This window comes from Streptomyces sp. NBC_01257 (assembly GCF_035917255.1).
In the GTDB taxonomy this organism is placed as follows: Bacteria; Actinomycetota; Actinomycetes; order Streptomycetales; family Streptomycetaceae; genus Streptomyces.
In genome coordinates this window covers 8,947,359-8,967,309 of record NZ_CP108472.1, presented here as the reverse complement: position 1 = coordinate 8,967,309, position 19,951 = coordinate 8,947,359, and the positions used below count along the sequence as shown (strand labels likewise).

Annotated in this window: 16 protein-coding genes; 7 read left to right on the top strand and 9 right to left on the bottom strand. The window is 71.4% G+C overall.

All coding sequences use genetic code 11. The features are described 5' to 3' along the window. The first annotated feature begins 405 nt into the window (after positions 1-405). Both OG408_RS39005 and OG408_RS39000 read left to right on the top strand, forming a co-directional pair. Entirely contained in the window at positions 406-990 is a 585-nt protein-coding gene (locus OG408_RS39005) for a hypothetical protein (protein WP_326674238.1), read from the top strand. Positions 991-1,071: 81 nt separating this feature from the next. Next, positions 1,072-1,638: a hypothetical protein gene (locus OG408_RS39000; RefSeq protein WP_285568103.1), complete on the top strand. Its 567-nt coding sequence runs from the start codon at positions 1,072-1,074 to the stop codon at positions 1,636-1,638. 254 nt (positions 1,639-1,892) lie between these two features. Here the strand turns inward: OG408_RS39000 and OG408_RS38995 are convergent, their stop codons facing one another. From OG408_RS38995 to OG408_RS38970, 6 genes are all read right to left on the bottom strand, one after another. Next, a complete protein-coding gene (locus tag OG408_RS38995) occupies positions 1,893-2,801 on the bottom strand; it encodes a hypothetical protein (RefSeq protein WP_326674237.1) in 909 nt (302 codons plus the stop codon). 92 nt (positions 2,802-2,893) lie between these two features. Further along, positions 2,894-3,322, bottom strand: a complete 429-nt coding sequence (locus OG408_RS38990; RefSeq protein ID WP_285565409.1) for a hypothetical protein — start codon at positions 3,320-3,322, stop codon at positions 2,894-2,896. A gap of 178 nt (positions 3,323-3,500) precedes the next feature. Then, entirely contained in the window at positions 3,501-5,405 is a 1,905-nt protein-coding gene (locus OG408_RS38985; protein WP_326674236.1) for an FAD/NAD(P)-binding protein, read from the bottom strand. Between the two features lie 299 nt (positions 5,406-5,704). After that, positions 5,705-7,063 carry an LAETG motif-containing sortase-dependent surface protein gene (locus tag OG408_RS38980; protein WP_326674235.1) on the bottom strand — a complete coding sequence of 453 codons (1,359 nt, stop codon included), beginning with the start codon at positions 7,061-7,063 and terminating at the stop codon, positions 5,705-5,707. Between the two features lie 113 nt (positions 7,064-7,176). Beyond that, positions 7,177-8,853, bottom strand: a complete 1,677-nt coding sequence (locus tag OG408_RS38975; protein WP_326674234.1) for a sigma-70 family RNA polymerase sigma factor — start codon at positions 8,851-8,853, stop codon at positions 7,177-7,179. A gap of 320 nt (positions 8,854-9,173) precedes the next feature. Continuing rightward, positions 9,174-10,157, bottom strand: a complete 984-nt coding sequence (locus tag OG408_RS38970; protein ID WP_326674233.1) for an Lrp/AsnC family transcriptional regulator — start codon at positions 10,155-10,157, stop codon at positions 9,174-9,176. A gap of 156 nt (positions 10,158-10,313) precedes the next feature. On the opposite strand from OG408_RS38970, the gene OG408_RS38965 reads away from it, so the two are divergent. The 5 genes from OG408_RS38965 (at position 10,314) to OG408_RS38945 (ending at position 17,447) form a co-directional block, all read left to right on the top strand. Continuing rightward, positions 10,314-11,753 (top strand): MFS transporter, encoded by a 1,440-nt coding sequence (locus tag OG408_RS38965; protein WP_285565414.1) that lies wholly within the window; start codon positions 10,314-10,316, stop codon positions 11,751-11,753. Between the two features lie 23 nt (positions 11,754-11,776). Further along, positions 11,777-12,964, top strand: a complete 1,188-nt coding sequence (locus OG408_RS38960; RefSeq protein WP_326674232.1) for an amidohydrolase — start codon at positions 11,777-11,779, stop codon at positions 12,962-12,964. Positions 12,965-13,107: 143 nt separating this feature from the next. Next, positions 13,108-15,408 carry an ATP-binding protein gene (locus OG408_RS38955; RefSeq protein WP_326674231.1) on the top strand — a complete coding sequence of 767 codons (2,301 nt, stop codon included), beginning with the start codon at positions 13,108-13,110 and terminating at the stop codon, positions 15,406-15,408. Positions 15,409-15,577: 169 nt separating this feature from the next. After that, positions 15,578-16,060 carry a hypothetical protein gene (locus OG408_RS38950; protein ID WP_326674230.1) on the top strand — a complete coding sequence of 161 codons (483 nt, stop codon included), beginning with the start codon at positions 15,578-15,580 and terminating at the stop codon, positions 16,058-16,060. A 145-nt stretch (positions 16,061-16,205) separates the two neighbouring features. Then, positions 16,206-17,447 carry a serine hydrolase domain-containing protein gene (locus OG408_RS38945; protein WP_285565418.1) on the top strand — a complete coding sequence of 414 codons (1,242 nt, stop codon included), beginning with the start codon at positions 16,206-16,208 and terminating at the stop codon, positions 17,445-17,447. 354 nt (positions 17,448-17,801) lie between these two features. Here the strand turns inward: OG408_RS38945 and OG408_RS38940 are convergent, their stop codons facing one another. From OG408_RS38940 to OG408_RS38930, 3 genes are all read right to left on the bottom strand, one after another. Then, positions 17,802-18,503: an LmeA family phospholipid-binding protein gene (locus OG408_RS38940; RefSeq protein WP_326674229.1), complete on the bottom strand. Its 702-nt coding sequence runs from the start codon at positions 18,501-18,503 to the stop codon at positions 17,802-17,804. Positions 18,504-18,707: 204 nt separating this feature from the next. After that, on the bottom strand, positions 18,708-19,250 hold the full coding sequence (locus OG408_RS38935) for an O-methyltransferase (RefSeq protein WP_326674228.1): 543 nt from the start codon (positions 19,248-19,250) through the stop codon (positions 18,708-18,710). 99 nt (positions 19,251-19,349) lie between these two features. Continuing rightward, on the bottom strand, positions 19,350-19,925 hold the full coding sequence (locus OG408_RS38930) for a TetR/AcrR family transcriptional regulator (protein ID WP_326674227.1): 576 nt from the start codon (positions 19,923-19,925) through the stop codon (positions 19,350-19,352). Positions 19,926-19,951 lie beyond the last annotated feature (26 nt).

The window sequence follows — 19,951 nt, the reverse complement described above, 5'->3', positions numbered from 1 at the left end:
CGGTTGTTGCCGGTCAACGGCAGCAACGAGCCCCACCGGTGCCGTCTGCGCACGGCAACACCAGAGGGCTCCGATGCGGCGCGTACGCCGGTAACCATGGGTGGAGACAGGCAAGAGGACCAGGAGCACCTGCCCATGGCGGGCCTGGCGGACGCAGGAGGACTTCCACCCATGACCCACACCGTCGACACCACGAGCGAAAAGCTCCGGACGCCGCTCTGGCGCCGCCTCCTTCTCCAGGTGGCAATCGGTGCTGCCGGAGCCGCGGGCTCCGCATCCGTGACGTGGGCCGTGTACTGGCTGCGGCATCGATAGCCGGTGCGTGCGCCGCCTTCCCCCGTGCGGCGGAGGCGGATCCTCATGCGGCATGACGTGCCGGGCCGGGCGGTGCGCGAGATTCGGGTCATGACGACGAAGGACTCCGCCCCGCCCGAACCCCGCGTACCGCCGACGGCCCGGCCGCCGGTCCCGCCACCCCCGCGCTGGGCGGTCCGCGCCGCCCGTGTCGCGGCCTGGTCGACCGCCCCCTCCGGGGTGTGGCGCGTCGCGCTCGTGGTCGGGGTGCCGGTCGGGGTGATGGAGCGCGAGGAGTTCCTCGCGGCCTTCCCCGGCAACTCCGCCCTGCTGGCCCTGGGTTACGTACTGCTGATCGGTGCGGTCGCCGAGACGGCCTCGTACCTCACGCTCGGCCTGGTACGCCCCTGGGGAGAAGTGGTGCCGCACTGGATCCCGCTCCTCGGCGGGCGCCCGGTCAACCACGGGCTCGCGGTTCTCACCGCTTCGCTGGGAGCCCTCATGGTCACCGTCCTGTGGTGGATCCTCTTCTTCGGCGGACTGCTGACCTCCCCCGGCCCCGACCCCGGCCCCGGCGTCTCAGCCGGTGAAGCCGTGTTCGTCGCCTGCTACGCGCCCCTCCTGCTGTGGGGCCCGCTCCTGGCGGCGGTGACCTGGTCGTACCACCAGCGGCACCGGCCGTGCAGAAGGACGTGATCGAACCCGGGTTCTGGACGGGCACGAGAAGCACGGCAGCGGAGATCTGGGCCCCGCCGGGTCGAGGAGGAACTGCCGGACGTGCGGGCGGCACTCCGGTTCCTCATCGACTCCGCCGACGGGCGCGCCCTCGACCTGGCTGCAGCCCTGCGCGGCCAATGGCTCGGGCGGGGCCGGCTGCGGGAGGGCATCTGTCTGCTCGACGAGGTGCTCGCGCTGCCGGCCGCGGGGGACGGCACCGCCCGGCTACGGGCTCGCGAGGTCCATGCCCGTGCTCACCGGGGCGTCCAGCTCGCCAGAACCGCACTGGCCGAGGCCGTACGCGGTTTCCGGGAGCTCGGTGAGAGCACCTGGACCCACGTCCCGTACCAGCAGCTGGGCAGGATGCTGCACGAGGAGGGACACGCCGTGCAGGCCATCGCGCTGCTCAGCGAAGGGCTCGGCCTCGCGCAGCGCAACGGCGGGAACTGGCCGTACGCGAGGGACTGCTGCCGCAGAGCTCCGTACCCACTCGGAACCTCACGGTCCTTGACCCGCAGCACCCGGCTGCTCACCGACTTCCTGCGCACCATCCCCGCCGTTGCCCTGTGCCCGGTCCTGCTGCTGACGCTCGGCTCGACGATGAGACTCGTCCTGGTCGTCTCCTGAGCCCTCTGGCCGCTGCTGACAGCGGCCATCGACGGGGTGCGGCACGTGGACCCGGTGGCCGCGGACACCTTCCGCATCTTCCGGCTCCCCGCCCACCAGCGTGTGCGTCGCCTCGTCCAGCCCTCCGCGCTCCCCGAGCCACGCCGAGTTCGTCCTCGGCCTCCAGACCGCGGAGACCCGACGCATGGTCTGAACGGCCGCGCGCCCGGCCGGCTGTGCGCCCGCGTGGCACGGCCGGCCGGGCGCGCCGTGCGTCAGGAGGCGTACGCCACCTTGATCTCGAAGATCAGGAATCCGCCGTTCTGGTACAGGAATCCGTCTTGTCTGTCCCCGAGCAGCGCGCCGGGCGCCACCGTGAGGCCGGACTTCATGACGCCTGCCTCCTGCGTCTCCTTGAGCGGGACCCCGCCGTTGGCGACGCCCTTCACATGCATCCGCGCCGACCCCGGCACGTAGGTGAACCTGATGCGTCGCGGCGCCACGAAATTGCAGCTGTCCCACACGGTGATCGAGTTCTCGGCGGAGAGCAGGCCTCTGACGGCGGGGTTGTACAGGGCCTCGGGCGGCAGCAGGACGCGCGCCCTGGAGCCCTGCAGAGCGGCAGCGGGGTTGGGGTACTCCTTCCCGTCCACCACTCTGGTGTCGAATGCCGGAGTGATGTCGTTGTTGAAGAAGAAATAGCAGCGGTAGTGGTGACCGTCGTTGGCGATGACCTGGTCCGCGTAGCGCTCGTTCCCGTCCTGCTTGTCGCGGCACTGGACGAAGTTCCGTTCGTCACCGTGCACCCGGTTGTCGGTAATGGAATTGAACACGGGATACGAAGCGGGCTTCTGCATCGTGAACGTCTTGCGGCCGGGACCCCAGCCACCCGAGTTGTCCATTTTCGCTTCCGGGGACGTGGAGACGGCCGCGTGGGGCGGGGCAGTGGAGGCCGATGCGGCTGCCCCCGAGGCCCCGCCGGCCCGGGGCAGCCAGCCTTGCTGCACTCCCACCAGGGCGACGACGCACAAGCTGGCGAACATACCGACGAGAAGGGCTCCCCTGCCTCTCGCGCCCGCCCACCGGACCGAGGCGCCGGGGGGCACCACGTACTGCTTCTCGACATATGTGACCCGGCTGTTGTCGCCGAGCGCCGAGCCCTTGATGTCGCGGCCCGCGGCCACACCACCCGCCCCGGCCGACACGCCCGGCGCCGGCCTCTCCCGCTCGTCCCGGGGTACCCCGGACTTTCTGCGTCGCGGCCGGAGCGGCGGAGTCACCGCTCGCTTCCCTCGCCCAACGCGCTGTCGGTGACGTCACCGCCGGTTGCGATCCCGTCCCGGGCCGCCCTGACGTCGTCCCCCTCGCGCGCCGGTGCCGAGGCGGTGCGCGCCTGCGTGGGAGGCCCGGTCACCTTGGAGTTCTTTCCCAGCGCCGAGCCGGTGATGTCGCCGCCCACGGCGATCCCGCCACGCCCCGCTCGCACCCTCCGGCCACCGACGGAACCCCCGCCGGCACCGCGGAAGAGCGCCAGGACCGAGACCAGCAGCGCGGCCAGACCGACGACAGCGCCCGTCACACTCGCCACCTGGCCCGCCGTGTCCAGATCCCCTGCGACAGTGAGCACGACCAGACCGACCGTCCCCGCTCCGGTCACCACTGCCGTCACCACGGCCCACCCGCGTGCTGCCCCTGCCGAAACCATCAGCGCACCGCTCCTCAGCTTCACAACCCACGCGGACCAGGTCGCGCAAGGGCGATGACATCCCGTCAACTCTACGGCCGTCAGCGGTGGTCATGAGGGTCATGACGGACTTCGGACCGACGGAAAGAGGTGGGGTCCCGCGCCGCCGCGCGACACGGGACCCCACCTCGCAGCCGTCTCAGAGAAGGTGTGTCACGGCACGGATGGCCGCGTCGAACGCGGCGTGGGTGTATCCGAACGCCTCGGCGTCGGAGTTCGCGATGGCGATCCGCCCGACCGGGCGACGGGCCTTGGCGTACGGGCGCTGCGACTCGGGCTGGTACAGGGCGGGATCGTCGAGGGAGTTGTACTCGTAGGCGTACCCGTGGGCCCAGCGGTTGACGGTGATGGCGGTGATGTCGCGGGCCGGGTCGAAGCCGTGGTCGCCCAGGGAGCGGGTCATCGAGTCACGGATCTCGCGCTCGAAGTCCTCGAACGGCATCCTGATCAGGGTGCGGCGGCCCGCCTTGTGCTGCTCGCGGCAGATGAGGCCGGGCGAGCCCGGGGTCGCCGACAAGGAGACGACGGTGGGCAGTTCGGGGCGGTGCGGCATGGTGAAGTCACCGATGTCGGTGACCGTGGGCAGGCCGAAGCTCGAGAAGAACATCGAGGGTGTGCTGACCCGGGACACGCGGGCTCGGGCGAAGGCCCGCCAGTCGCGGAGCGCGACCCGTGCGTACACCAGCGGCACCTTCGTGCCGTAGCGCATCGCCGTGATCTGTTCGGCCGGCAGCTCGGGCACGACGTACGAGGAGACGGAGTTCCAGCAGGCCATGACCACGCCCTTGGTCCGGACCCGGTAGCTGCGGCCTCCCTTGGAGTAGTCGACCACGGCGGCGTGCCTGCCGTCGTTGCGGACGTGGAAGGCCGTGCTGCCCAGCCGGATGCGGACGTGGTTGTCCCGGTCGTCGAGGCGGGAGTAGTCCGCCTTCGCGGTGACGATCTCCCGCCAGTCCGGGCGCCGTTCGTCGAAGGCCTGCGGGACGAGCTTGCTGACCAGCAGGCGGGCGAGCGAGGCGTTGCCCTCGGGGAAGTAGAAGTTGCCGTCGTCCTCGGTCTCCGCGAGGTGCATCAGCGGTGTCAGTCCGGCGCCCGGCCACGGGGTGTGTTCGAGTCCCAGACCGCCGAAGCCCGGCTGTCCGGTCGCCCACGCGTCGGCCGCGGCGACGTGGTCGACGTTCACACCCCACAGGCCGTTGGTGCCCCGCTTGACGATCTCCAGCGCGTCGTCGTCCAGGCCGAGCTTCTCGCGGAGGTAGGCCTCGTACGGGGTGCGGGCGAGGGTCTCCTTCTTCTGCGCGTCCGTCAGTCCGGGGTAGAAGTCCTCGGTCGTCGTGTAGAGGCGGACCAGTGCGGCTCGGCTTGCCTCGCTCATCGGCAGTCTGGTGGCGTACGACGCCCAGGACTCGCCCGATTCGCGGATGACCAGTTGGTCCTTGCCCCAGCGTTCGGAGTTGAACAGGGTGCCGCTGCGCAGGGAGTACGGCGCGTAGGCGTCGCCCTTGACCGTGGCTTCCAGTGCCTTCAGGTCGACGCCGAGATCCTTGGTCAGCAGATCGCGGGCGCCACGCGACCAGGTGCTCGGGGTGTCGATGTTCACGGTGCCGCCGTTGGACAGCAACTGCGTACGGCCGACGTGGAATTCGTTGCGCCGGGCGTGTCCGCCGAAGTCGTCGAGGGCGTCGAGGATGAGCACCCGCGCTCGCGGACCGGCGTGCTTGCGGTAGAGGTGGGCGGCGGCCAGACCGCTGAGGCCGCCGCCGACCACGACCAGGTCGTAGCTCTCGCGGGTATCCGATATACGGCCGGGGGCGAAGGCGCCGTCGCGTACGGCGTGCGCCACGTCGTACGCACCCGGCTGCTGGCCTCGCAGGCCGGTCGCGGTCGGCGGGTACGGCGCGCTCGGCCTGCCGTGCCCGTGTCCGTGCGAAGTGCCGGGCACCGCCTGCGCCGTACCGGGAAGCGCCATGGCCGCGGCCGCGCCGACCGCGGTGACCGCCACCCCGTCGAGGAAGTCACGGCGGGTGACCTTCCGATTGTTCATACCGAGCTCGTGATCACTGAATCTGGGCATGCGAGACCCCCACATGGATCTTCGGATTTCGGAGCAGAACCGTCTGATCGGAATGCTATACAGCTGTCAGGTGTTTTCTGAAGAACGAAATCCGTTGCGTGTGGGCCAAGTTGCTGCGAAATCAGCAGTCGGCGCGATGCGGTGAAGCCGGTCCTGTGCCCGGGGCCTCGGACCGGTTGCGGTCCCCCGGAGCCACGCCTTCGATCGGCGCTGGGACCAGCCGTCATGGCCGCGTCCCGGCCGGCCTCGGCCGGGACGCGGCCCCCTGATCAGGCGCTACGGCGTCCGCGGCGGCGCAGTGCGTACAGGGAGAGGGCTCCCGCGGCGGCCAGCGCGGCCCCGGTGCCGGCGATGAGCGGGGTCGTGGAACTGCCGCCCGTCTCCGCCAGGTTCCGGGCGTCGGCGCCGCCCTTCCCCGCGTGGCCGTCCGGCGCGGTGGGCGCGTCGGCGTCGGTGCCCTTCTCCGAGACGGGCGCTCCCTCACCACCTTGGGGCTTCGGGTCGGGCGCGGTGGTGTTGCCCTGCTTCGACGATCCGGCCGCGGCAGGTGCGGGTACGCCACCGAGGCTGACCGAGACGGTGGCCGACCCGTTGCCGGACCGGCCGACCTCCACCCGGACCTTGTTCGCCTTGTCGGTCAACGCGGTGACCGCGTCCTCCTTGCCCTTCCCTTCGCCCGGCGTGGGGTCGATGAGACGGGAGGAGTTGTAGTTGCCCTCGGGGACCAGATACGCGTGCACACCCTCGATCGCGGCGTCGAGGTTGCCGTCCTCGGCATCGGTGTAGGAGGGGTCCTCGTGGCGGTACTCCACGACCAACCGGTCCTTGCCCAGCGGGATGTCGAGCGCCCTGACTCCACCGGCCGCACCGCCGTAGAGCGGGCTGAGGGTGAAGGTGGCGGACTTCTTCACGGTGACGGCCTGACCGCCGGGGAGCCAGGACCGGCTGATCAGCTCGGGGGCGGCGAAGCCGACGCCGACGCCACCGCCGCCCATGGGGGTCTTGCCGCTGTACCCCTCCGCACTGGCGCAGCGGCCGAGGTCGCCGCCCGGGCACTCGTCGCGCTCGTGGTGGCTGTAGCCCTGGTTGTGGCCGAACTCGTGGACCATGGCGGCCTTGCTGGTCGTGCCGTCCTCGCCGACCTGCAGCCAGGTGTTCGGACCCGGTACGGAGCCGAGTCCGGCCCAGCCGCAGTCGCTTCCGGCGCCGGGCTGCAGCACGGAGATGCTGTCGTAGTCCTCCTTCTCCGTGTAGCCGTCCGCGAGCGCGGCCTCCCTGGCGGCCTTGTTCACGGCTCCGGCGTCGCACGGGTTCTGCGGCAGGTCGAGTTCGTACGGTCCGACGACTTCGTCCTCGGCGGCCGGGACATACGTGAAGGCTCCCTGGGAGACCTTGGTGTAGTACCCCGCGATCGACTGGGAACCGCCGAAGTACTCCTTCCTGGCGTCCTGTTTGACCGCCTCGGCGTCGGCGTGCTTGGCGTCCTTGAAGTCGACCACGACCACGAGTACCCGGTTCCTGGCCGGGGCCTCGTCGGCGGCATGGGCCGGGGCGGCGGGGCCGACCGCGGCGAGCACGGCGGCCGTTGCCGCTGCGGTGGCGAGTCCCGTACGGGCGCGCTTGTACATGGGGGGTCCTTGGGATCGGTGGAACATTGCGGGGAGGGGGAGTGTGCGCGCACTCCCCCGTCCCGCCGCTTTGCCGATCCTTTACCGAAGCCGCCGTGGCGGAGGCTTCGAAGTCAGTACGCGGCGGCGCCGTCAGCCGGCGGCAGCCCGGCGAGACGGCCGTCGAACAGGGCGCCGTCGTAGCGGAAGCCGAACGAGGGCGAGGCGTAGTAGTGGTGGTTGGTGCCGATGTCCGTCGTGTGCTCCAGACCGTCGGCCGCGTGCGCCCAGTCGTTCAGCCCCAGGTACATCCGGTCGCCCCGCTGGATGAACCGCGCCTCGCCGGAGCCGTCCGGCGCGTAGAGACCCCACAGCTGTCCGGCGTCGGCGGAGGAGCAGTTCGTCTGGACGACCGGGGCGTCGTCGGTCTCGGTGCCCTGGTTGGACAGGCACATCCCGGTCCCGGTGTTGCGTATCTGCACCCGCCCGTCGTCACCCGGGCGCAGCAGATCCCACATCTGACGGCGGCTCCCCCGGCAGGGTGCCTCCCGCGCCTGGACGCCTGCGGCCGTGCTGTCGCCGGGGATCTCCATGCACCTGCCGGTGGAGGCGAGCCTGAGCCTGGTGCGGTCCTCCGCTTTCGGCAGCCACGCGGTCGGGGACGGTGGGGCCGGCGCGGAAGGGGAGGCACTCGCGGTGGCACGTGGGGACTTCGTGGCCGGGCTGCTGGGGACACGGGGGCCGGGTGGCACCGGGGCGGCCTCTGCGGAGTGCACAGGGGCTTTCGGGGTGTTGTCCTCTCCTCCGTCCAGGAGGAGCAGGCCACCGCCCAGCAGGGCGGACGCGGTGACCACGGCGGCGCCCAGCAGGGCGCCCTTGCCTCCCGCGGTGGACGCGGCGGCCGCCGTCGCGCCGCCCGCCGAACCCGCTGCCGCGCCACCGGCGGCCGCCCCGAACTGGGCCTGGAAGTAGGCGTGGCCGCCCCACAGCAGCAGACCTGCCGGCAGCACGGCTCCGAGCCGGCTGTCCAGGTGGGTGAGTTCGGCGAGCGCCCGCCTGCAGCCCTCGCACCCGTCCAGGTGCCGGCCCAGCCGCCGGTCACGCCGGGACCCGCCGCGACGGACCGCCGCGGCGAGCAGCGGACCGTGGCGCCGGCACTCCTCGCTCCGGCTGCCGGTCTCGGCGTGCGCACGGAGATACGCCTCTCGCAGCCCCTCTCGGGCCCTCGCGGTGAGCGAGGTGACACCGCTGGGGCTCAGGCCCAGCAGTACACCGATCCGTTCGGCGGACTCGCCCTCCACGACGCTGTGCCACAGGGCCGCCTGCCAGCGCTCGGGCAGGACGCGGAAGCCGCGAACGATCATGTCCCGGTCCTCCCGCGCGATCACCCGCTCCTCTCCGTCGGCGTACTCCACGACCCCAATGTCCGGACCGGGCGCCGCCTGCTCGGCAAGCCACTGCTCGAAGTCCTCCTTCAGCTCGGTCCGTCGCGCGGTGGCCGCCCACTCCCCCGCGGTGTGCCGCACCACGGCGAGCAGGTAGGGCCGCCAGGCGTCCTCCGGCCCACTGCCCGACCGCACCGCGTGCAGGACACGGGCGAACACCTCGGAGGCGAGGTCCTCCGCGGTGTGGGGATCGCGCGCGAAGGTGCGGGCATAGCCGAGGACGGCCGAGTGGTGGCGCTCGTACAGCTCAGCGGCGGCTGCCGTGCTCCCCGACTGTCTGACCCGTAGCCCCAGCTCCCGGTCCGGGCACCCGGCAGCGGGCGTCGTGGGATCCGTGCGGGTGTGCCGCGCGTGCATTCCAGTCATGCGAAGACCTCGTCCGGGGCGTTGGTCCGCCGCAAGGCCGCAGTGCCGGTCGGACTGCCGCCTCCTGTGGCGGGGCTTGCTGGGTTCGGGCGTGTTCGGGGGCAGGCCGGCCTCCCCGTCGTCGTGGTTCGACGAACGGGAGACCTGTCCGCACAGAGGGAGACGCATGGCGGCCGGCCGGATATCGGAAAACGAGCGGCCCGTGGGAAACGAGGCGCGGAGGAGACTCCTCGCGGTGCGGGCTCCGGCACCCTCAGGACGCCCTCAGCACGCCCCTGGCATCCCTGACGCACGCGCGCGGTCGGCCATGAGCGCTGCTCTCACCTCGGTACGAGATTTCCGGCGCGCTTGTACGTGCGTATCAGGAGGGCCGTCTGGACTTCTCGTACGCCCTGCAGCCCCGAGAACGCCCGGGCATGGAAGTCGTGCATGTCGGCGGTCGTGGCGTGGCTGCTGTAGCCGAGGACGTTGTCCCTTCCCGTGGTGACGACGAGGTGCCGGACGGAGGGCTCGGCGGCCAGGTGGCGCAGCGCGGCGTCGAGGTGGACGTGCTCGACGCGGAGCTTGAAGCGCGATTCGACCGGATAGCCGAGTACCCCCGGTTCCGCGAACAGCCGCAGGTGGAAGACGTGCGAGGCCATGAGCCGGTTGAGCCGTCGGCGTACCGTGGACTCGCCCAGGTTCAGCCGGGTCGCCAGGCTGGTCGTCGGCATGCGCGCGTCCTCGGCGAGCAGGGCCGCGAGCTCCCGGTCGACGTCGTCCACGCGGGTCCCGGTGACGGGCTGCCGCCCCTCCATCGCCAGCCGGCGCATGCGCGTCGGTCCGGACCGGTACGGCGCCCAGTCGACTGCGGTGAGGAGCAGCCGGAGCACCAGGGCGGAGTGGATGTCGAGGACTCCCGGCATGGTGCCGATCGTCCGGTCCACGAGTGCGATGAGCTCGTTCTCGTCGGCGGCCGTCATCTCCGCGAGGACCACCAGGTCGCCCGTGGCGACCTCGACGGAGCGGCTGTCGGGGCGCGCGGCGATGGTGCGGGCGACCTCCTCCAGACGGCCGGGGGCGCAGCGCACGGCCAGTTCGACGACCAGGTCGTCCCCCAGGTACTCGCTCACCAGCCCGCCGATGAACCTCACCTGTCCGGTCCTGAGCATGCGCTCCAGGCGGCGGGCGACGGTGCGCTCGTGCAGGCCGACGTGGGCGCCGACGTCGGCGAAGGAGGCGCGCGGGCTCTGCGCGAGGAACCGCAGCACCGCCAGATCCTGGGCGTCGAAGGACGACCGCCCGGCCGGGTCCGATTCCGCCACGCGTTCCCCTCGTTTGCCCGATTCCGCCATCTGATTCCGGGATACGCCTGCTTCACGCATTCTCGGAGGCACCTCTTGCCTGGTTTCGGTGGTGACCCGCACATTACCGGACAGCATCATTCAGCCGACATCCGGCCGTCCGCAGAGGTGGAGCCCATGCCCGACGCAGTAGTCAGACCTGCGCGCAAGATCGCCCCGAAGACTCCACCGACATCCGTCTCCGCCGTGGCCGTCCTGGTCTCGATCGTGCTCGTCGAGCTCTCCAGCGGCATCACCCAGGGCTTCCTGTCGCCGGTCCTGCGCAGCCTGACCGACGTACTGCACGTCACCGCCGCCGACCTGAACTGGATCAGCATCGCGAACCTGATGGCCAGCGTCGCGTTCACACCGCTGCTCGCCCGCCTCGGTGACCTCCACGGCCACCGCCGCGTCCTGCGCTGGAACATCGCCGTCGTCCTGGCCGGCTCGGTGGTCGTCGGCATGGCCGGATCGTTCCGCGTTCTCATGGTCGGCCAGGTGCTCCAGGGAGCCTTCGCGGGCTTCTTCCCGCTGCTGGTCGGCATCCTGCGCAATCGCGGGAGCGCCGCCGAGAGCCGGCGAGCCATCGGCACGATGGTGGCGGCGCTGGTGGGCGGCATCTGTGTCGGTGGCGTGGCCAGCGGCCTGGTGGCCCACTACGTCGATACCCCGACCGCGGCGCTGTGGGTGCCCACGGCGGCGGTGGGCATCGCCTTCCTTGTCACCTGGCCCCTGCTGCCCGAGACGACGGAACGTCCCGGCGGCCGCCTCGACCTGCGCGGTGGCTTCCTCCTGTGCGCCGGCCTCGTGGCGATCATGTGCGGCCTCGGCCAGGGAGGCATGCCGGGCTGGGAGTGGAGCTCCGGCCGGACCCTGGGCTGTCTGGTCGGTGGTGCGCTGATGATGGCCCTGTGGGCTCTGGCGGAGACGCGCACCGTGGACCCGATGATCGATGTCCGTCTGTTCCGGCGCCGGAACGTCACGGTCGTCGCGATCGTGACGACGACGTTCTCGTTCTGCATGATCGGCCTGCAGGTCGCCGGGGCGATCTTCATGGGCACACCGCGGGACATGGGCTACGGGCTCGGGCTGACCCCGTTGCAGATCGCCTTCGCGATGATTCCCGCGCTCGCCGCGACCGGCCTCGCCGCGACGGCCGCACCGGCGCTGGCCGCACGGATCGGCGACCGTGCCACGCTCGTCGCCGGTTCGCTGCTGATGGCCGCGGGTTACGTGCTCACCCTCGCCCTGCACGGTTCGGTCACCCCTTACCTGATCTGCCAGACGGTGGCCGGTCTCGGCGCAGGACTGCTCCAGCAGGCCACCCGGACGCTGGCCGTCGAGTCGGTCCCCAAGGAACAGACGGCCGTCGGCTCCGGCATCAACGAACTGCTCATCAACGTCGGCGGTTCGCTCGGTGCGGCCTGCGTGCTCGCCGTCACGGCCGCAGCCACCCCGGCCGGCGCCGCACTGCCCCACTACTCGGCGTACGCGACCTGCTGGGCGGTGTGCGTCGCGGCGTCCCTGGCCGGGGCCGCGACCGCCCTGCTCTACCGGCCCGGCACCCGCACCGCCTGACCATCCCCGAGGAAGGACCCCCCGTGAATCAGCACGCCTTGCGCGAGCACACCCGTGCCACCGTCGCCCGCCGCCGCGACGACGTCATCGCCCTCAGCCACAGCCTCCACGCCGAACCCGAACTCGCCTACGAGGAGCACAGGTCGGCCCGGAAGATCGCCGATCTCACCGAAGCCGCCGGCTTCGACGTGCGGCGCGGCGCCTACGGCCTGGACACGGCCTTCGAGGCCGTCGCCGGAAGCGGCGACCTCGTCATCGCGCTCACGGCCGAGTACGACGCGCTGCCGGGCATCGGACACGCCTGCGGGCACAACGTGAACGGCGCCGCCGCCGTCACCGCCGCCCTCGCCCTGGCGCCGTTGGCCGACGAACTCGGCCTGACCGTCAAACTGCTGGGCACCCCGGCGGAGGAGTACGGCGGCGGCAAGGTCGACCTGCTGAACGCGGGGGCCTTCGACGATGTCGCCGCCGCCATGATGGTGCACGCCGCACCGGTGGACGGCGTGGGCGTGACGTCCCTCGCCATCGGGAGCTGGAAGGTGCGCTACACCGGCCGCGCCGCCCACGCCGCCGCCATGCCGCACCGGGGCATCAACGCGGCGGACGCCATGCTCGTCGCCCAGGTGGCGATCAGCGCGTACCGGCAGCAGATGATCCCGGACGGAATCGTGCACGGCATCGTCACCGGCGGCGGTGAGGCGCCCAACGTCATCCCGGCCCAGGTGACCGCCGACTACGACTGCCGGGCCGCCACCGCCGAGGATCTCGCCGAACTGCAGGCACGGATCCGGGCCTGCTTCGAGGCCGGTGCCCACGCCACCGGCGCCGAACTCGCCCTGGAAGCGGTCGGGAACGACTACGCCGACCTGCGGCAGGACCTGGCCGTCTCGGCCGCCTACCGGGATGCGATGGCGGGCCTCGGCCGCCCCATCTCCGACACCCCGGACTCCATGCGTGCCGGGTCGACCGACATGGGCAACGTGTCCCACCTCGTCCCGACCATCCACCCCTCGATCGGCTACGACTGCGGCGACACGATCATGCACAACCCCGAGTTCACCCGCTACGGCACGAGCCCCGGGGCGGACCGGGCCGTCCTCGACGGCGGACTGGCCATGGCCTGGACGGCGCTCGCCCTGGCCACGGACCAGGACCACCGCACCAGTCTGCTGACCCGGCTCGCCGAACGGCCCGGGACCGCCCGCGGCTGAGCCCGGTGTGATCCCCGGAAACCGGCACCGCGGGCGCTCCGCGCGTGCGGTGCCGGTTTCCGCAGTGAAGACGCCTCCCACCTTGACGACTCCTTGATCCGAACGAAAGGGCGTGACCGCTCCACTCGCTCTACGATCGACGCGTGAAGGCGGACAGACTGCGTGACGATCTGGCAGGGCAGCTACGGCAGTTGCGTGATCTGACCGGACGGAGCCTGCGTGACCTCGCACGCGAGATCCACGTCAGCAGCTCCTCGCTGTCGCGCTACTTCTCCGGCCAGGCCGTCCCGCCCTGGTCGACGGTGGTCGCTCTGTGCAAGGCGGCCGGTCGCGACCCCAGGCAACTGCACGAGGTCTGGGGGCGCGCCAAGGACACCCCCCATGCGAGCGCCGCTGTCACTCCGTCCGTACGCAACGACCTGCCCCACGACGTCACTGCCTTCACCGGGCGCGGGCAGGAGCTGGCCGCGCTCCTCGACGCCCCGCGGAACACGACGATGGTGGCGATCGACGGAATGGGCGGCGTGGGCAAGACCGCCCTGGCGGTACACGGCGCGCATCTGCTGACCGCGGACTTCCCCAGCGCCCAGCTCCACCTGGATCTGCACGGATTCACTCCGGGCCGCGAGCCGGTCGACCCCTCCGAGGCGCTGCGTGTGCTGCTCGCCGCGCTCGGGCTGCCACCCGGCAGGATCCCTGACGGAGTGGCCGAGCGGGCCGCGCTGTGGCGGTCGGAGCTGGCGACGCGGCGCGCGATCGTCCTGCTGGACAACGCCGCCGACGCCGATCAGGTGCGCGATCTGCTGCCGGGTGCGGGCCGGAGCTTCTTCGTGATCACCAGCCGTCGGCGGATGGTGGAGCTCGACGGTGTTCAGCCCATCTCGCTGGACGTCCTGCCCGCCCGGGAGGCGGCGGACCTGTTCCTCACATCCGCGGGCGGGGACCGGCCCGGTGATGTCGGAGAGGTACTGCGCCGGTGCGGAAACCTTCCCCTGGCGATCCGGGTGGCCGCCGCCCGCCTGCGCCACCGGCCCGCGTGGACGCTCGACACCCTGGTGGAACGGCTGCGCGAGGGCGAGCTGGCGGTCTCCGACGTGTTCGAGATGTCCTTGCGGCAACTCGACTCCGCGCAGCGGCGCATGTTCGGACTGCTGGGGCTCGTGCCGGGCGAGGACATCGACGCGTACGGCGCCGCGGCCCTGGCCGGGATCCCGCTGGCCAACGCCCGTTCGCTGCTGGAGGACCTGGTCGACGTCCATCTGCTGCAGGAACCGGCCGCGGGCCGGTACCGGATGCACGACCTCCTGCGACAGTCCGCCCGCGCCGAGGAATCGGCGGCGGACCCGGGACCGGCGATGGCCCGGCTGGGCGACTACTACCTGGGCGGCATGCTGGCCGCGGCGGAGGTGATCGAGCTGGTCGTCGTCCCCGTGCGGGTCATCGTCTCGCACCACGCTCCCGCGCTTCCCGGCTTCTCCCATGACGGCGCCCTCGACTGGCTGGACGCCGAGTGGGGCAACATCGTCGCCACGTTCAGACTCACCGTGGAGCTGCGGATCGACGCGACGGCGGTCGGGCTCGGCCAGTTCGCCTTCGTGATCTCGCTCGGGCGCCGCGGGGGCATGGCGCAGGTGTGCGACGGGCTCGCGGCCAGTCTCCCCGCCGCCGAGGCGCTCGGCGAGCGCCGGATGCTCGCCTCCCACCGGTACCTGCTGGGTGCCGCCCTGCTCCGGGTGGGCCGGCCGGCGGACGCGGTTCCCGAGCTGGAGACGGCTCGTGTGCTGATGGCGTCGGAGGGCGACGTCGTCGGCCAGGCGCTGGCTCTCGAACAGCTGGCGGAGGTCCGTCTCTACGCCGATGACGCCGAGGGCGCCCTGGAACTCCTGCGCCGGGCGACGGGGCTGGTGCCACCCCGGCAGGCAGTGGTCCGTGTGTACATAGGTGTGCGGCTCGGGCGGGCTCTCCTGCTGCTGGGAGAGCCCGCCGAGGCCCACGAGGCCGTCTCCGGGCTGCTGGGGACCGCGCGCGGGCTGGACCGGCAGAAGGAGCGCATGTGCCTGGACGTGCTCGGCCGGGCGGCACTCGGCCTGGGTGACGCCCGGACGGCCCTCGACCTGGCCGAGCGGGCCGTGGCGATCAACCGGGAGACGCGCTATCCGGTCTTCGAGGCCATCAGCCGGACGGATGCCGCCGTGGCCCTGCGCCACCTCGGCGCCGTCGACGAGGCGACGACCGCGCACGCCGAGGCGCTGCTGATCCTCGAAGAGGCGGGCGAGCCGCACCGCATGGTGCGCAGTCTTCTCCTGTACGCGGAGGCGTGCCTGGTCACCGGCGACCGGGAGGCGGCGGCACGCCGGTTCCGGGTGGCGCTGGAGATCGCCACCACGCAGGGGGTCACCTATCTGGAACCGGCGGCACGTGCGGGGCTGGCCCGGGTCTCCTGATCCTGTCCCAGCGGTGGAGCAGCTGTCCCGTCCCGTCCCGGGACACCCGCGAGGCAGCCGTCCGCTGACTTCGCGGCGCAGGTCAGACGTCTGCCGTGAAGGCGTCCCCCGTCCCGGGTGTTGCGGCACGGATTGCCCGGGACGGGCCGCAGCGCCGAGGGTCTGTGCCATGCACTCGACGCCTTCCCTGCTCGACGGACTGGACGCGCTTCCCGCTCGATGGGAAGTGCAGGGGACACTCGCCGCGCCCGTCGCGGCAGTCGCCGAACTGCTGCTCGTGGTCCGCGAGGGGCGCGTGGGCGACGACAACCTGCTGGTGCTGGCCCGGGCTTCGGCTGCTCGGAAGGGGGCGATGACCGTCGTGGCCGGGTCGGCCGCCGGCACCTACCGCGCCGAACTCGCAGGACCCGTGGAACCCGTGGCGATCCAGGTGGACCGGGACCGGTCCAGGATCGCGGTGCAGAGCTGGTACGCCGGAGTGCACACCGTCACCGCCTGCCCGGCTGGCACCCGGGTGACCCACGGTGTCCACCGGGTCCTCCCCCACCATCCGGGGTTCGCGGTCGGCATCGCCGAGCTGGGCCTGCGTACCCGCATGTCACGCGATCTGCGGCAGGTACTCGCCGTGATCGCCGACCGGCTCGGCTGCTGACCGCCCCGGCGCCCGCCAAGTCCCTTCACCCCAGGCTGATTCGCCCTCGGGCGACCCGAACCGATCGCCCCGGCCCCGGTGTTCCGGGCCCGACTGCGAACACACCGCATCCGCCATCCGCGTTCGATCCAAGGAGTACACAGCGATGCCCAACGCCATCGACGACCGGCACAACGGGTTTTCCAAGACAGGACTGCAACGCGTGCGCGACGTGCTGGCACGGCATGTCGAGTCCGGGAAGGTGCCGGGCCTCGTCGCGCTGTTCAGCCGGGGCGCCGAGACACATGTCGAGACGCTCGGGACGATGCGCCACGACGGTGGCGAGCCGATGCGCCGCGACACGGTCTTCCGCATGGCCTCGACCTCCAAGCCGGTCGCGGTCGCGGCGGCGATGGTCCTGCTCGACGAGTGCAGGCTGCGGCTGGACGACACCGTGCAGGAGTGGCTGCCCGAACTCGCCGACAGACAGGTGCTCAAGCGGATCGACGGCCCGCTGGACGAGACCGTTCCGGCGCGGCGGCCGATCACCGTGCGGGACGTGCTGACCTCCACGTTCGGGATCGGCATGGATATGACGTCACTGGGCACGCCCGTCATGGGCGCGATCTTCGAGAAGGGGCTGACGCCCAATCTGCCGGAGCCGATGCCCGGTCCTGACGAGTGGCTGCGCCGCCTGGGCGAACTGCCGCTGATGCACCAGCCCGGCGAGCGCTGGCAGTACCAGATCGCCAGCGATCTGCTGGGTGTGCTCGTGGCCCGGGTGACGGGCCAGTCGTACGGCGCGTTCCTGCAGGAGCGCGTCTTCGGCCCGCTCGGGATGAAGGACACCGGGTTCCATGTGCCGGCCGACCAGATGCACCGGCTGCCGCCGCTGTACGCCCCCGACCCGCAGACCGGCGAGTTCCACGTATGGGACGAGGCGGAAGGGGGACGCCACAGCGCGCCTCCGGCCTTCGAGGGTGGCGGCGGTGGCCTGAACTCGACCGCCGACGACTACCACGCGTACTTCCGGATGCTGCTCAACGGCGGGATGCACGGGAACGAGAGGATCCTGTCCCGGGCCGCCGTCGAGCTGATGACCACCAACCGCCTCACCCCCGGACAGCAGGCCGCCCGGCATCAGCTGGCCACCGACAACGTCCACATCTCCTTCGGCCAGGGCCAGCACGGCGGCTGGGGCTTCGGGATGGCGGTACGCACCTACCGCGGTGACTACGCGCCCATCGGCCAGTTCGGCTGGGACGGCGGAAGCGGCACCTCGACGTACGCCGACCCGGCCAACGGGCTGACCGGCATCCTGCTCACCCAGGTCGGGGCGTCCGTGCCGGATCCGATCCATTTGATGCACGACTTCTGGACCACGCTCTACCAGGCACTCGACGACTGACGGCGAACCGGCGCAGCGACCCCTTGAGAGCGCCGGGGGCCGGGCGCCACCGTCACGGTGGGCGGCACTCCCTCGGGTGTGCCGCCCACCGTGACGTGGTTCCACCGCCGTACGCAGGCTCTTCGGCAACCCGCCGCCCACCAGGCATGCCGATGAGCGAGGCGCGGCCCGTGGCCCACGCGCTGCTGTGTGCGGGGGCCGTCATCGGCGTCTTCATGGCGGTCGCCCTGTCGCGCTTCCGCCGGATCACGCTCGGCTGAGGCGTCGGGGACGTCCGTCAGGGATCGGGCGGCCCCTCTCAGGGGCAGCAGTGCCCCGAAGGGCGTACGTCCGCGCCGCAGGATCGGAAGGGGCTCAATAGCGAGACGAGCCGAGGTTCACCTGATGCCCGACGATGCTCATCTCCACGCCGTTCTCGGTGGCGCGGGCCGCGGTGAAGCCGGCGCCGTTCGGAAGGCCGACCGTCCACACCATGTTGGCCCCCTCGACGCCGGGAAGGTTCAGGGTGAGCTCTCGGCCTTGCGCGAGAAGCGTCCCGACGCCGTTCACCGCCCTCTCGCCGGTGCCCGCGATCTTGACGTGTGCCGCCTGGCCGCTCGATCCAGAGGCTTGCGAGACCGTCAGCGGGCCGGCACCTGCCAGCCGTGTCACCACCCCGGACAGTTCCTTGTAGGAAAGGGTCAGGGTGCCGGTGGCCAGGTTCGCTTCGGCTCTGCGCGCGGACAGCGAGGTCACCGTCACATCGTTCAGATCGAGGTGGAGGCGTTCGATGTGCAGATAGCCGCCCCGTGCGTTGGTCGTGCTGTCGACGTAGAACATGCCCGCGTCCAGGGTGACGTGATGAAGGGTGCCGCCGGCTACCTGGGTGAAGAACGGAAAGCCCTTGATGGCCAGGTCCAGATGGCCGTCGGTGGTGTTCCCGTATCCGTACTTCTCCTTCGCGAGCTGAGCGACCTCCTTGTCCGCGTAGTGCACCGCCACCCGGTCGGCCAAGGTGAAGAGCACAGCGAGCACGACCACCGTGATGGCCAGGACCTTCACCCATCTACGACTCACAGCACTTCCCCCATACGCTCAACCATTCGATTTCGGCGTCGTGATCATGCGCCGTGCGCTGCGCGCCGAAGGGATTCTTTGCGAAGGGATTGCCTCACCGAACAAGATCCGTGACCTGCGTCATGACGGTCGGAAAGCCCTCAGTGCACCGCGCGGCACGCGGCGGGCATCCGACGAGGTGGCCGACCCGTGGGGCGACCCGGCTCAGCCGGTGCGTACCGCCATCAGCAGCCCGCTCGCCCAGGCCATGCGGACGGACCGGAAGTCCTCGCGTCCCTCCAGTTCGGTCAGCAGACGCCTTACGGCGACTTCATGGCTCTCCGGCCAACCGGGCTGGGGGAAGAGGTCGTCGATCAGATAGGTGCCGCCGGGGGCCACCAGTTCCAGGGCCCGGTCGAGGTGCGTGAACTTGCCCGGCCAGGTGTCCGCGAAGACCAGATCGAACGGCTCTCCGTCGTACGCCTCCAGCCAGTCGCCACCGTCCATGGTCGCGAATGTCACCCGTGGATCGGAGCCCAACTGCGCGCGTGCGACCGCCTGGACGTCGGGGTCGAGTTCCACGGTGACGAGACCGGAGGCTCCGTCCATCCCGCTCAGCAGCCAGGCGGCGCCCTCGCCCACGCCGGTGCCGAGTTCGAGAATCCGGCCGCCGGTGCGTTCCTCGCAGGACATGAGGAAGCCCGTCTCCCGCGCTGCGGCACGCAGCCTGCGCAAGGTGGCCGGCCACTGGCTCGGTGTGTCGTCCATCCCGGAATGATGCGAGCGCCAACTCCTCGCGCACAAGGGGGATTTCCTCGCCCCGGCTGCCGTCACGCACTCGGCGCCCGCCCCCCGACGCACGTCGGCTCAGGGCGCGGTGGCTTCCCACGCCGCCTCGATCATCCGGAAGACCTCGTCCACCGTGGCCTCGGGGTCGTCCGCCCGGCAGGCCAGCGCGTAGGCGTCGATGGCGAATCGCGCGATCGCCCGGCAGGCGGTCACGCTCCGGGACAGGCCGGGATCGGCGGCCAACGCCGCCGCCAGCGCCTGCGCGTGACGCAGGCCCATCGAATCCTCGTACTCCTGCAAGGCGGGTGATCCCTCGATCATGCGCCGGACGGGGGCGCTGCCCTCCGCCGTGCAGTGCCGCACGAGGGCCTGGACCTCGCGGTGCAGCGCCGGGACGGGCGACTCGTGCGCAGGGCGTTCGGTCACCGCCCGTGTGAGGCGCTGCTCGAAGTCCGGGTCACGCTCGAACACCAGCGCCTCCTTCGAGGCGAAGTGGGCGAAGACGGTGGTGACGGCCACGTCGGCCTCGGTCGCGACGTCACGGATGCCCACGGCTTCGTAGCCGTGCTCCAGGAAAAGGCTCAGCGCGGTGTGAGCGATCTTCTGACGGGTCGCAGCCTTCTTGCGTTCGCGGCGTCCGGAGGGCTCGATCATGACGATGACACTACCAGCTATGAATA